Raw genomic sequence first — 13,028 nt, 5'->3', positions numbered from 1 at the left:
GTCAGGCGGCTGCCGACGCTGATACCGATGACTTCGCAGGCGCCCAGCGTTGCAGTGTCAGGCCGGACATCGGGATGTCCATCAGGGCCGGCAGCGGTAGATGCGGTCTGCGTTTCACTGCGAAAGTCGCACCGCTGCGACGGCCTGGAAGCCGTGAACGCCGTGCGTATGCGTTGAGGCGGGGATTGAAGCTGCCGCGATTTTGGCCGGCTTCGCGCATAGCGCCGAAAGTGCCTTCACCCATGGCGCTTGAGGAAGTCCTCGTACGCGCATCGGAGGCCCTCAGCGAGGCTCGTCTTCGCCCTCCAGCCCAACGCGGATAGCCGGCCCACGTCAAGCAGCTTTCGCGGCGTGCCATCAGGTTTGGAGGCGTCAAGCTTGAGTTCGCCCGTGTAGCCGACCGTCGCCTTCACGAGTTCGGCGACCTCGCGGATCGTCACGTCTTCTCCGACGCCGACATTGATCAACGGCGTCACGTCTGCACTTGTGAGCGAGGCAAATTGCTCCCCCGGCAAGCTAAGCAGGAAACGGATCGCGTCGCCCAAATCCGACGAACACATGAACTCCCGGCGAGGATTGCCGGAGCCCCAAACGACCACCGAAGGTGCCCCGGCGACCTTCGCTTCGTGAAATCGCTTGATCAAGGCGGGAAGCACGTGCGAATGCTCTGGATGGTAGTTATCGCCCGGCCCGTACATGTTGGTTGGCATCATGGCGAGGTACCGCGTGCCGTATTGCCGATTGAATGCCCAGCAGGATTCCACGCCGGCGATCTTCGCTAGTGCGTACGGGCGATTGGTAGCTTCCAGTGGGCCGGTGAGCAGGTGCTCCTCCTTGATAGGCTGAGGACAATCGCGCGGATAGATGCACGACGAGCCGAGAAAGATCATGCGATCGACGCCGGATTCGTACGCAGCATCGAAAACATTCAACTGGATGCGGAGGTTGTCGTGAAGAAAGTCGACGGGCAGGGTCGAATTGGCCAGGATGCCTCCGACCTTCGCGGCGCACATGACCACGTGGTCGGGGCGGTGTTCGAGGAAGAAGGCTCGAGTCGCTGCGCGGTCCTGGAGGTCGAGTTCTCCGCGGCTGCGCGCTAAGATCTCATAGTCGGGATTCTGTTCAATTGCACGCATGGTCGCTGAGCCGACGAGCCCACGATGACCGGCGACAAATACCCTTTTCGTCGTCATTTAAATCCCCTGTGACTTGAACCGGTTGAAGATGCGTATGTGTGACGCTCATCGCTTGACGGCAAGAGAGGGGCCAGCCCAGAGCGTCCCATTCCACGTGGTGTAGGTCACAGCCCGGAGAAGCCTGAATTGCATGGTGTTCAGCGAGCCGCAGCGGACAGCCGAGTGGGCGCAGTGTCGCTCATGGTCTGCAAGCCTTCAAGTTATATGTAGTGGGCCGGTTGAGCGACCACTTCTGCCAGAGCATCTTGGCACCGCCAGGCGCGTGATCGCCTGGCCTCGCGCGCCTTCACGAAAGTCGCGTCGATCCACAAGTAGGCCAGTCGCCCTGGATCTGCCAAGGAAAGCGTTGACGTGCTCGTGGAACTTCCCGAAAGCCCGCTGATCTGGGGCCGTGAGGGCGGGGCTCCGGATCCGCAAGGCCGTGCACAGCTTGGGCATTCGACTCGCACTGTCTGCACGAATGTGCCAAGTGCGCTGGCGGTAGCCGTCCCGACTGTCGTTCGATTCTTCTTGGCTTACGCTGCGCCAATGGTTCGGAGATGTTTCCGATCCCAAGACGCGACGAGAGTTCAGCGATAGTCACCCCGGCCGCGCGTCGCACGGCACGACGCGCAGCCAGGTCGAGGAGTTCATCGAAAAGGCCAGGACCGATGCCCGGCACGATCGCCACATGCTGACCAAGGGTCGCAAGGTCGCGCTGTCGTTCAAGGACGCAGCCGACAAGTACGTCGCGAAGCTCAGGGAATCGGGCGGTAAGGACATCGACACGAAGAACCAGCATCTGCAGCAGCGCCTAGTCTCGTTCTTCAGCATCTCGCCTCCAACGAAGATTAGCTCATTCGATGTTGAGGTCCACAAGAAGCATCGCTCGCTCGCGCAGGTGCCACGCGACATCGGCAGGACCACAAACAAGCCCAGGCGCCGTGAACCGCGAGTTGACGACGCTGTCGCATCTGTTCACTCAGGCGATCGAGTGGGGATGGATCACAACCGCCAAGCCGAAGATGAGGCGGATGAAGGAAGGGGAGGGGCGGATCGTCTACCTGACGTCCGAACAGGCGCAGGCGTTCCTGCAGGCGGCGAAGGGATCCGTCAACGGGCAGCTTTACCCGTTCGTGCTCGTCGCACTCGAAGCCTCGATGCGAATGTCCGAAGTGCTCGCGATCCGCAAGGTGGACATCAACATTGCCCAGCGCGTCATCGACGTACTTGGCCAGTCGATGCCGGTGGCCAGAGCGTGGTGTTCCCATACGTAACAGAAGGCGGCAAGCCGCAATCGAAATCGGGTCGCCGACAGTAGCCGTTCAGGCTGGGCGCCGCGGCGGCCGGGCTGAATCCCGCTCAGGTGCTGCGCCACACACTGAGGCATACCGCGATCGGCCACTTGGTGCAGGAGGGCGCCGACTCGCCGACCATGGAGCGGATCAGTGGCCACAAGACACTGGCGATGGCGGAGAAGTACGCGCATCGGAAAGTCGAGCACATTCGGACAGAGATGGACAAGTTGCAGATACGAACGGGCGACGCGCGCTGAGGCGCAGGGTTCGATTGCCGAGCGCAGCATGATCAAATTGATCCGCCTGTCCTTCGGTGGTATCGAAGACTCCGTGTGGCCTTCCAAAAAAACCGCAGTCACTGCCGGCCGCGCATCCCGAGGAAAGATCGTCGAACTCTTCTGATGCCGAGATGTAAGGGGCAACCAAGCTCGCAGATCCTGACGCCTCGGTCTCAAGAAATCCTTCGATGTTCATGGCGGTCATCTCGCAGATGTTTGGCTGACACGTTCACACCAGAACCACACAGCGGCGCAGTCATGAAAAAAGCCTGCTACCGTTTCGATAGCAGGCTTTTCAAGTACCACTGAGGTTTGTTGGTGGTGGGCCCTGAGTGACTCGAACACTCGACCTACGGATTAAGAGTCCGCTGCTCTACCAACTGAGCTAAGAGCCCCTGATTGACTGGTATGTCGTTTCAGGCAATCCCACGATTATAGCCACAACTTTCAGGCACCCGTTCACAGTCTTTCAAAAATGCACGCAATGCCCTGTCCGCCGCCGATGCACATGGTCACGAGCGCGTAGCGGCCCTGGATGCGTTCCAGCTCGTACAGGGCCTTGACGGTGATCAGCGCCCCGGTCGCGCCCACGGGGTGGCCGAGCGAGATGCCCGAGCCGTTGGGGTTCACCTTGGCAGGGTCGAGTTCCAGGTCCTTGCTCACGGCACAGGCCTGCGCGGCGAAGGCTTCGTTGGCTTCGATCACGTCCATGTCGGAGGCCTTCAGTCCCGCCTTTTCCAGCGCCTTGCGCGATGCTGGGACCGGGCCGATGCCCATGTAGGCCGGATCGACGCCGGCGAAGGCGTAGGCCACGACGCGCGCCATCGGCTTGAGGCCGCGCCGTGCGGCTTCTTCCTTTTCCATCAGCACGACCGCGGCGGCGCCGTCATTGACGCCGGACGCGTTGCCCGCGGTCACGGTGCCGTTCTCCTTCAGGAAGGCGGGCTTGAGCTTGCTCATGTCCTCGAGCTTCGCGTTGAAGCGCACGTGCTCGTCGGTGTCGAACTGGGTCGTGCCCTTGCGGCTTTCCAGCGTCACCGGAACGATCTGCGACTTGAAATAACCACTCTCGATCGCCTTCTGGGCGCGCTGGTGGCTGGTGAGCGCCGTCTGGTCCTGTGTCTCGCGGCTGATGCCCCACTTCTTCGCGACGTTCTCCGCCGTGATGCCCATGTGGACTGTCTGGAAGGGGTCGTGCAGCGCGCCGAGCATCATGTCGACCATCTTGGTGTCGCCCATGCGCGCGCCCCAGCGTGCGCTGAGCGAGGCGAAGGGCGCGCGGCTCATGCTCTCGGCGCCACCGCCCACGGCCACCTTGGCGTCGCCGAGCTGGATGCTCTGCGCCGCGCTCACGATGGCCTGCAGGCCCGATCCGCACAGGCGGTTGACGGTCAGTGCCGGCGTCTCCTGGGCGCAGCCCCCTTCGATGGCGGCCACGCGCGCCATGTACATGTCGCGCGGCTCGGTGTTGATGACGTGGCCGAAGACGACGTTCTCGACGTCCTTGCCGTCGACCTTGGCGCGTGCCAGCGCCTCCCTCGTGACCAGCGCCGCGAGCTTGGTCGGCGGAACGTCCTTGAGGGCGCCGCCGAAGGTTCCGATGGCGGTGCGCACGCCGCTGACAACAACCACTTCTTTCATGAAAAGTCTCCGATGCAAAAAACGAAAAGGTCGATGATGCCAGTCCAGGGGCCGTTCGCCGCGGACCTCGCTGACGCCGGCGTTACCATCCGTGCCCCGAACAAGGAGCCTCCAATGATCGAAGCCAACACCCTCCGCCACGTGGTCGTGACCGGCGCGGCAGGCGCGCTGGGCCGCGCCGTCGTGCAGCACTTTCTCGACCAGGGCGCCCGCGTGGCGCTCATCGACCATCGGATGGAGCACCTGTCGAGCACCTTTCCGGGGCTCGAGAACTCGCAGCACCTGCTGATCGAAGCCGACGTCACCTCGGTGCCGGCCATGGCCGGGGCGGCGCAGCGCATCCTCGGCGCCTTCAGGCAGGTCGATGCGCTGGTCCACATTGCAGGCGGCTTCGAGATGGGCGAGCCCGTCCACGGGCTGAGCCGCGAGGCCTGGGACCGGATGATGACCCTGAACGCCTGGTCCTTCGTGGCGGTCTCGCAGGCGCTGGTGCCTTCGATGATCGAACGCAAGGCCGGCAGCGTGATCGCCGTCACCGCCAAGACGGCATCCCGCGGCGCCGCGGCCATGTCGGCCTACATCGCGTCGAAGAGCGCCTTGCAGCGCCTGGTCGAAGCCTCGGCAGCCGAGCTGGCGCCGCACGGCATCAACGTCAACAGCGTCGCGCCCAGCGTGCTCGACACGCCCGCCAACCGGCAGGCCATGCCCGATGCCAATCCGGCCGGGTGGGTGTCGACCGGCGTGGCGGCGCAGACCATCGGCTTCCTGGCGTCTCCTGCCGCTGCGGCGTTGCACGGGCAGCACCTGACGCTCGACGCCTGAGGCCCCGGGGAAGGCCTCTTTCCTCAAGACCCTTCTGACGTTCGGGCCAAGTGTCCGCGGCCCCTTGCACCAAGGTGCAAGGGGCGCTTCACCTTGGGACAAGTGCGCTTTGCGGACGGCGTGCGCATGCTAGCGGTACGCCCCGGCGCGGCGGAGTTCAGTCGCGCCCGCGCCCATCGATCGCCCTGACCGGCCGGGTTCCGCCCGGAGCGGCGGGCGAATGACCATGCACCAACCAAGGAGCTCTCAATGGCATCGAAGAAACCGGCAGCGGCAGCGAAGCAGCCCAACATCCTCGTGATCTGGGGGGACGACATCGGCATCACCAACCTCAGCTGCTATTCGGATGGGCTGATGGGCTACCGGACGCCGAACATCGACCGGCTCGCCAAGGAGGGCATGAAGTTCACCGATTCGTACGGCGAGCAATCCTGCACGGCGGGGCGTTCGTCGTTCATCACCGGGCAGAGCGTGTATCGCACGGGCCTGTCGAAGGTCGGCATACCGGGCGCGCCCGTTGGCATGAACACCAACATCGTGACCATCGCGGCGCTGCTCAAGAACCAGGGCTACGCGACGGGCCAATTCGGCAAGAACCATCTGGGCGACCTGAACAGCATGCTGCCGACCAACCACGGCTTCGACGAATTCTTCGGCAACCTGTATCACCTGAACGCCGAGGAAGAGCCGGAGATGTACGACTACTACCCCGAGGCGGACTTCCCGGATTTCAGGAAGAAGGTGGGCCCGCGCGGCGTGGTCCATTCCTGGGCGACGGACAAGGACGATCCGACCGAGGAGCCGCGCTGGGGTCGCGTCGGCAAGCAGAAGATCGAGGACACCGGTCCCCTCAACGTGAAGCGCATGGAGACCTGTGACGACGAGTTCGCGTCGGCCGCCAAGAACTTCATCGGACAGCAGCACAAGGACGGCAAGCCTTTCTTCGTCTGGCTCAACTTCACCCACATGCACCTCTTCACGCACACGAAGAAGGAGAGCATGGGGCAGGCGGGCCGCTGGCAGTCGCCCTACCACGACACGATGATCGACCATGACAAGAACGTGGGCGAACTGCTCGACTACCTCGACGAACTCGGCATCACCGAGGACACCTTCGTCATGTATTCGACCGACAACGGCCCTCACACGAACAGCTGGCCCGATGGCGCCACCACGCCGTTCCGCAGCGAAAAGAACAGCAACTGGGAAGGTGCATTCCGCGTCCCGATGGTCGTGCGCTGGCCCGGCAAGATCGCTGCCGGCACCGTCTCGAACGGCATCGTGCAGCACCACGACTGGTTGCCCACCTTCCTCGCAATGGCTGGCGAGCCCGACATCGTCGAGAAGGTGAAGAAGGGCGTCGACGCGATCGGGCGCAAATACAAGAACCACATCGATGGGATCAACCTGCTTCCCTTCCTTACGGGGAAGGAGAAGGAGAGTCCGCGCAAGCTCTTCGTCTACATCAGCGACGACGGCGACGTGCTCGGCATCCGCTACGACAACTGGAAGGTCGTTTTCATGGAGCAGCGCGCCCCGGGAACGCTGCGAATCTGGGCCGAGCCCTTCGTGGCGCTGCGGCTGCCCAAGATCTTCAACCTTCGAACGGACCCCTACGAGCGGGCCGATGTCACGTCCAACAGCTACTACGAGTGGTTCCTCTACCACGCGTACATCCTCTACGGCGCCTACACGATCGCGGACGGGTTCGCGGCGACCTTCAAGGACTTCCCGCCGATCCAGAAGCCCAATACCTTCACGATCGACGACGCGCTCTCGAAGATGGCCGAGGCCGCGGCCGGAGGCAGCAACTGAGGGCCTCGATGGCCCAGGTTGCTGGCTGCCATGGACGGAGCTCCTCTTGTCTCCTGGACCGACGGTCCGGCCAAGCGGACCCTGCTCGACTTCGTCGCCCGCGTGACGAAGGAGGGCGGGCCCGACTTCGTGCGGCCCGCGGAGCGCATCGCGACTTTCGACAATGACGGCACCTTGTGGTGCGAGCAGCCGATGCAGTCGCAACTCTTCTTTGCCGACGACCGCCTCCGGGCGTTGGCCGGGAAGGATCCGACCTTGAAGGATCGCCAGCCTTACAAGGCCTTCCTCGAGCACGATCTGAAGACCATCGCGAGCCTGGGCAAGCAGGGCGCCTTCGAAGTCGCGTTCGCCACGCACGCCGGGTTGACCGAGGATGAGTTCATGAGCGCGGCGCGTGCCTGGCTGGCCTCGGCCCGGCACCCCAAGCTCGGGCGGCTCTACACGCAGTGCGTATATCAACCGCAGATCGAGTTGCTCGACCACCTGCGTGCCAACGGCTTCAAGAACTTCATCGTCTCCGGCGGCGGCATCGACCTGATGCGCGCCTTTGCGGAAGAGGTCTACGGCATCCCGCCCGAGCGGGTGATCGGCAGCAGCGTCAAGACGCGTTTCGAGATGCGCGACGGGCGCGCCGAACTCTTCAAGCTCCCGGAGCTGGGCAGCTTCGACGACCGCGACGTCAAGCCGCAGAACATCGGGCTGCACATCGGAAGGCGGCCGATCCTCGCCTTCGGCAATTCCGACGGGGACCTGTCGATGCTGCGCTATGTGAAGTCGGGAAGCGGCGCGCGGCTGGCATTGCTGCTGCATCACGACGATGCGGAGCGCGAATTCGCGTACGACCGCGAGTTCCGTCTCAGTCCGCTGGTCGAAGCGCTGGACCACGCCGACGCGTACGGCATCGAGGTCGTGAGCATGCGGCGCGACTGGAACAAGGTGTTCGCGGGCTGAGCCGCGCGCCGGTGCATTTCACCAGGAGATGACGATGGCGCACGTGATCCCCGGCCCCGACACCCGGATGAAGCTCACCGACGACTATGTGCGCCATGTCGCGCGCGATGCCTTCTTCTGGGCGTGGCCGATCGTCAACGTCTACAACCGGCGCCTCACCTTTGGGCCCTTGCCTCATTCGATGCTGCTGGGTGGCGTGCTGCCGGTCGGGCCGCTCAACACGGTGACCATGCTCACCGACTACATCGACCCGGCGGAGCGCGCGGTGGCGTGCCCCAACCAGGACGTGGTCTATGGCAACAGCATCCTGGCGCTGGACGTGTCGCCGGTGGTGGTGCAGGTGCCGGACTTCGGCGATCGCTTCTGGGTGTACCAGGTGGTGGATGCACGCACCGACAGCTTTGCGGAGCTGGGGCGGATGTATGGCACCCGTCCCGGCTTCTACTTGCTGGTGGGTCCGAACTGGGTGGGCACGGTGCCGCAGGGCATCAGCAAGGTGTTCGTGTCCCAGACCGGCACCGGCGTCGTGGTGCCGCGCGTGTTCCGCGAGGACACGGCGCAGGATCTGCAGGCGCTGCAGCCGGCCATCAACCAGATCGGCCTGTACCCGGTGGCGGACTTCGACGGAAGGATGAAAGTCACCGATTGGCGCAAGGTGCCGACGGTCAGGACCCCGTCGGACAGCAGCGGCGACGGCGCCGAGACCAGGTGGGTGCCGCCGGACAAGTTCCTGGACATGCTCCCGGGTGCGCTCGCGGATGCGAAGCCGATGGCCGGCGAATCGGCGCGCTACGCGCAGGTGCTGGCGGTAGTGGATGCGGCGAGCAAGGACGCGCGCGTCAGGGACGTCTTCAACCAGGCGCTGGCAGCGGCGGACAAGGAACTGGTCGAGCCGCTGTTCCAGTTCAGGAACTACGGGCGGCAGTTGCCGCACCACTGGTCGACCATCGCGAACGGCGCGAGCTTCGGCAGCGACTACTTCACGCGCACGGCGGTGGCGAAGTCGAACATCTTCGTCAACAAGCAGAACGAGACCATGTACTTCTATCAGGATCTTGACGATGACGGCGAAAGGCTGAACAGCGCAAACCGCTACACGGTGACCTTCCCGAAGGGCGCGACGCCACCGGTCAAGGGCTTCTGGTCGCTGACGCTCTACAACCGCCATCATTTCTTCGAGCCGAACTCGCTTGCCCGGTATTCGGTCGGCACCAAGAACAAGGCGCTGCGCTACGACCAGGATGGCTCGCTGACGATCCATGTGCAGGCCCATTCACCGGGTGCGGACAAGGAGAGCAACTGGCTGCCCGCGCCTGCCGATGGCACGAGCGAGTTCTCGCTCTACATCCGGTCCTACTGGCCCGAGCCGGCAGCCCTCGACGGCAGCTGGACCCCGCCGGCGGTGGTCAGGGCGTCGTAATTCACCAGGATCATCAGGAGCACCTCATGAGACGTGTTGCAGGCGGCGTGGTCATCCTGGCGATCTGTTTCGTCGCGTGGGGTCAGGGCGGTACGGCCTGGGCGCAGGACGCGACGGCTTCGGGCGCCGCGGCCATCGGTGCGGAGACGCCATGGCCGCGCACCGTGAAGACGGGCAACGTGACCATGATGGTCTACGAGCCGCAGCTCGACAGCTGGGACGGCGTCAGGCTCGCAGGCCGCTCGGCGGTGCAGGTGGAGATCGGCGCCGATCACCCGGAGACCCGCTACGGCGTCGTGACCTTCGATGCCCGCACGCTCACGGACAAGAGCCGGCGCGTGGTCACCATCGACAGCGTTCGCCTGACCAAGATCGACTTTCCGTCATCGACGCAGGTGCAGTCCAAGGCCTGGAGCGACGCGATCGCGCAGGCCATCGGCGGCAAATCGCGCACGATCGCGCTGGACCGTCTCGAAGCCGCGATGCACATCGTGGAAACGCAGCAGACGGCCGACCGCCTGCCGCTGCGCAACGACCCGCCGCAGATCGTGTTCTCGACCGTGCCCGCCATCCTGGTCTACATCGATGGCGAGCCCAGGTACGGCCGGATGCAGGGCTTGCCCTTCGAGCGCGTGCTCAACACCCGGCCGCTGCTGCTGCGCGACGGCACGGGCACGCACTACCTCAAGGTGTTTGATGGCTGGATGAATGCGCCGGCCATCGGCGGGCCGTGGGCGGTCCTGCACGCGCCGTCGGCCGCGCTCGGCAAGGCCTTCCAGCAGGCTTCCGATGCGCATTCGATCGATCCGCTCACGGGCCAGTCCACGGCCGACCGTCCGGCGCCGCGCCTCGACAGCCAGACGCCGGCGATCGTCGTGGCGACCGCGCCGACGGAACTCATCGTGACCGACGGCACGCCGCGCCCAGTGCCGGTGAACGGTGCGCAGTTGCTCTACGTCGAAAACACGACAGGCAACATCTTCAAGAACATGCTGGACAACATGACCTACGTGCTCATCGCCGGGCGCTGGTTCCGTTCCACCACCGACAACGGCCCATGGCAGTACGTGCCGGCCAATGCCTTGCCGGCGGAGTTCGCGAAGATTCCCGACGACAGCCCGAAGGAGAACGTGAAGGCATCGATCGCGGGCACGTCGCAGGCGCGCGAGGCGGCGATCGCGGCTTCGGTGCCGCAGACCGCAGCGGTGAAGGTTGCGGGTACGCAACTCAAGACGCCGCGCTTCGACGGCGAGCCGAGCTTCAGGACCATCGACGGCACCTCGCTGTCCTACGTCGCGAACTCGCCGACGCCGATCATCCGGGTGAGCGACAGCGCCTACTACGCGGTGGAGAACGGCGTGTGGTTCGTCGCGGGCTCGGTGCGCGGTCCATGGGCCGTTGCCCGGTCGGTGCCGGCCGCCATCTATGCCATCCCGCCGAGTTCGCCGCTGCACTACGTGACCTTTGTACGGGTCTACGAGACGACTCCCGATACCGTCTACGTCGGCTATTCGCCGGGCTACATGGGCTCGATCGTCGATCCGGTATCGGGCGTCGTGGTCTATGGCACGGGCTATGTCTACGACCCATGGGTCGGCACCGTCTGGTATGGCCCGCCCGTGACCTACGGCTACGGTGCGGCGGTGGCCTACACGCCCTGGACCGGTTGGGCCGTGGCCTTCGGTCTCGGCTGGGCGTGGGGTGCGGCCACGGTGGCGACGGGGTGGGGCTGGGGGCCGTATCCGTACTGGGGGCCATGGGCTGCGCCGGTCTGGGGCGGTGCGGCATTCGGGCCGCGCGGCGGCGCGGTGGCCTGGGGCCCCGGCGGCTGGGCCGGGTACTCCGGCAACATCTACAGCCAGTGGGGCAATCGCGCGAGCGTGACGCGCGTGGGTGGCGGCTACAACGCGTGGACCGGCAACGCCTGGGCCGGCCAGGTCGGCTCTTCGTACAACTCCCGCACCGGCGTTGCCTCGGCGGGCCAGCGCGGCGCGGTCGGCAATGTCTACACGGGCAACTATGCGGCCGGCTCCCGTGGCGTGGCCACAGGGCCGGGCGGCAGTGTCACGGTCGGTGCGCGGGGCACGGCAGGCAATGCCTACACGGGCAACGAGGTGTCGGGCGGCAGGGGCGCCGTCTACAACCAGAACACCGGCCAGGTGACGACCTACGGCCGCGCCACAGGCGAGGGAGGCGGGACGGTCGCGCACGTCGGCAACGACGTCTACGCCGGCAAGGACGGCAACGTCTACCGCAACACCGGCAACGGCTGGCAGAAGGCGACGCCGAGCGGCTGGGAGGATCAATCCGCGCGCAGCGGCGGCGAGTTCCAGGGGCAGGCACAGGCGACGCGCGACGCGGCGGGTGGCCTCGGCGGCAGCGAGCAGCAGCATTTCCAGCAACTCGACAGCGACCGCGGTGCGCGCGACTTCGGGGCCCAGCGTTCGGCAGACCTTCGCGAGTCATCGATGGGCATGCAACGCTCCTTCGGTGGCGGCGAATTTCGCGGAGGCGGAGGCGGCGGGTTTGGTGGCGGATTTGGAGGCGGCGGCTTCCATGGCGGCGGTGGATTCCGGGGGCGCCGGTAGTCCGATGGTGAAAGCGAAATGAACATGCTAGGAAACTCTTCGATCCGAACGCTTCGGCGTTTCATGGCCGCCGCGGCGCTGCTGCTGATGGCCGCGATGGCGCACGCGCAGTCACAGGGGCTTCCCTCGTGGAACGACGGCCCCGCGAAGCAGGCCATCCTGAAGTTCGTCGCCGATGTGACCTCGCCCGGCGCTGCGACCTTCATCCCGCCGGCAGAGCGCATCGCGGTGTTCGACAACGACGGCACCCTGTGGGCCGAGCAGCCGATCTACTTCCAGTTCGCCTTTGCGCTCGACCGCGTGAAGGCGCTGGCGCCGAAGCATCCGGAGTGGAAGACGACGCCTCCGTTCAGCGCGATCCTCAAGGGCGACATGAAAGGCTTCGCCGCGTCGGGCGAAAAAGGGGTGATGCAGGTCCTGGCCGCGACCCATGCCGGCATGACGACCGAGGAGTTCACGGAGACAGCGGCGCAATGGCTGGCGAACGCGCGCCATCCACGCTTCAAGCGGCCCTACACCGAGCTGGTCTACCAGCCCATGCTCGAACTGCTCGCGTACCTGCGCGAGAACGGCTTCAAGACCTTCATCGTCTCGGGCGGCGGGGTCGAGTTCATGCGCGTGTTCACCGAGAAGGCCTACGGCATTCCGCCGGAGCAGGTGGTCGGCTCGACGGGGCAACTCGCGTTTCGCATGGGGGGCGACGGCAAGCCGGTGCTCATGCGGCTCGCGAAGATCGATCTGGTCGACGACGGCCCCGGCAAGCCGGTCGGCATCCAGCGCTTCATCGGCCGGCGCCCGATCTTCGCGTTCGGCAATTCCGACGGTGACCAGCAGATGCTCGAGTGGACGGCCGCAGGGTCCGGGCCTCGCTTCATGGGCATCGTCCACCACACCGATGCCGACCGTGAGTACGCCTACGACCGCACATCGCACATCGGCAAGCTGGACAAGGCGCTGGACGAAGCGACGGCCAGGGCGTGGACCGTGGTCGACATGAAGCGGGACTGGAACCGCGTGTTCTCCTTCGACAAATAGCACCA

The 13,028-nt window shown here is 65.2% G+C and carries 10 protein-coding genes and 1 tRNA gene; 8 read left to right on the top strand and 3 right to left on the bottom strand.

Going from position 1 to position 13,028, the window contains the following annotated elements:
• Window positions 1-236 precede the first annotated feature (236 nt).
• Complete coding sequence (locus tag QTH90_RS19695) at window positions 237-1,193, bottom strand: GDP-L-fucose synthase family protein (protein ID WP_286666240.1); 957 nt, start codon at window positions 1,191-1,193, stop codon at window positions 237-239.
• A gap of 926 nt (window positions 1,194-2,119) precedes the next feature.
• Here QTH90_RS19695 and QTH90_RS19690 point away from each other — a divergent pair.
• Both QTH90_RS19690 and QTH90_RS19685 read left to right on the top strand, forming a co-directional pair.
• On the top strand, window positions 2,120-2,452 hold the full coding sequence (locus QTH90_RS19690; protein ID WP_286666239.1) for a site-specific integrase: 333 nt from the start codon (window positions 2,120-2,122) through the stop codon (window positions 2,450-2,452).
• A gap of 53 nt (window positions 2,453-2,505) precedes the next feature.
• Window positions 2,506-2,730 carry a tyrosine-type recombinase/integrase gene (locus QTH90_RS19685; protein WP_353506622.1) on the top strand — a complete coding sequence of 75 codons (225 nt, stop codon included), beginning with the start codon at window positions 2,506-2,508 and terminating at the stop codon, window positions 2,728-2,730.
• A 340-nt stretch (window positions 2,731-3,070) separates the two neighbouring features.
• Here the strand turns inward: QTH90_RS19685 and QTH90_RS19680 are convergent.
• A tRNA-Lys gene (locus QTH90_RS19680) sits at window positions 3,071-3,146 on the bottom strand.
• A 64-nt stretch (window positions 3,147-3,210) separates the two neighbouring features.
• Window positions 3,211-4,392: a beta-ketothiolase BktB gene (bktB, locus tag QTH90_RS19675; protein ID WP_286666238.1), complete on the bottom strand. Its 1,182-nt coding sequence runs from the start codon at window positions 4,390-4,392 to the stop codon at window positions 3,211-3,213.
• A 114-nt stretch (window positions 4,393-4,506) separates the two neighbouring features.
• Here bktB and QTH90_RS19670 point away from each other — a divergent pair, with 114 nt between their 5' ends.
• The 6 genes from QTH90_RS19670 (at window position 4,507) to QTH90_RS19645 (ending at window position 13,023) form a co-directional block, all read left to right on the top strand.
• Entirely contained in the window at window positions 4,507-5,214 is a 708-nt protein-coding gene (locus tag QTH90_RS19670; RefSeq protein ID WP_286666237.1) for an SDR family NAD(P)-dependent oxidoreductase, read from the top strand.
• Between the two features lie 249 nt (window positions 5,215-5,463).
• Window positions 5,464-7,029, top strand: a complete 1,566-nt coding sequence (locus QTH90_RS19665; protein ID WP_286666236.1) for an arylsulfatase — start codon at window positions 5,464-5,466, stop codon at window positions 7,027-7,029.
• Window positions 7,030-7,059: 30 nt separating this feature from the next.
• Window positions 7,060-7,980, top strand: a complete 921-nt coding sequence (locus QTH90_RS19660; protein ID WP_286666235.1) for an HAD family hydrolase — start codon at window positions 7,060-7,062, stop codon at window positions 7,978-7,980.
• Between the two features lie 34 nt (window positions 7,981-8,014).
• Window positions 8,015-9,400 carry a DUF1254 domain-containing protein gene (locus QTH90_RS19655; protein WP_286666234.1) on the top strand — a complete coding sequence of 462 codons (1,386 nt, stop codon included), beginning with the start codon at window positions 8,015-8,017 and terminating at the stop codon, window positions 9,398-9,400.
• 26 nt (window positions 9,401-9,426) lie between these two features.
• Window positions 9,427-11,988 (top strand): RHS repeat domain-containing protein, encoded by a 2,562-nt coding sequence (locus tag QTH90_RS19650; RefSeq protein ID WP_286666233.1) that lies wholly within the window; start codon window positions 9,427-9,429, stop codon window positions 11,986-11,988.
• Between the two features lie 63 nt (window positions 11,989-12,051).
• On the top strand, window positions 12,052-13,023 hold the full coding sequence (locus QTH90_RS19645) for an HAD family hydrolase (RefSeq protein ID WP_286666232.1): 972 nt from the start codon (window positions 12,052-12,054) through the stop codon (window positions 13,021-13,023).
• The last annotated feature ends 5 nt before the right edge of the window (window positions 13,024-13,028 follow it).

Origin of the sequence: Variovorax flavidus (assembly GCF_030317145.1) — a bacterium.
Classification (GTDB): Bacteria; Pseudomonadota; Gammaproteobacteria; order Burkholderiales; family Burkholderiaceae_C; genus Variovorax; species Variovorax flavidus.
This window is presented reverse-complemented; position numbering and strand designations above follow the sequence as displayed.

Excerpts from the sequence above, each read along its gene's own strand:
- bktB (WP_286666238.1), bottom strand. The coding sequence starts at position 4,392 with ATGAAAGAAGTGGTTGTTGTCAGCGGCGTGCGCACCGCCATCGGAACC.
- QTH90_RS19665 (WP_286666236.1), top strand. The coding sequence starts at position 5,464 with ATGGCATCGAAGAAACCGGCAGCGGCAGCGAAGCAGCCCAACATCCTC.
- QTH90_RS19660 (WP_286666235.1), top strand. The coding sequence starts at position 7,060 with ATGGACGGAGCTCCTCTTGTCTCCTGGACCGACGGTCCGGCCAAGCGG.
- QTH90_RS19645 (WP_286666232.1), top strand. The coding sequence starts at position 12,052 with ATGGCCGCCGCGGCGCTGCTGCTGATGGCCGCGATGGCGCACGCGCAG.
- QTH90_RS19695 (WP_286666240.1), bottom strand. The coding sequence starts at position 1,193 with ATGACGACGAAAAGGGTATTTGTCGCCGGTCATCGTGGGCTCGTCGGC.
- QTH90_RS19650 (WP_286666233.1), top strand. The coding sequence starts at position 9,427 with ATGAGACGTGTTGCAGGCGGCGTGGTCATCCTGGCGATCTGTTTCGTC.
- QTH90_RS19670 (WP_286666237.1), top strand. The coding sequence starts at position 4,507 with ATGATCGAAGCCAACACCCTCCGCCACGTGGTCGTGACCGGCGCGGCA.
- QTH90_RS19655 (WP_286666234.1), top strand. The coding sequence starts at position 8,015 with ATGGCGCACGTGATCCCCGGCCCCGACACCCGGATGAAGCTCACCGAC.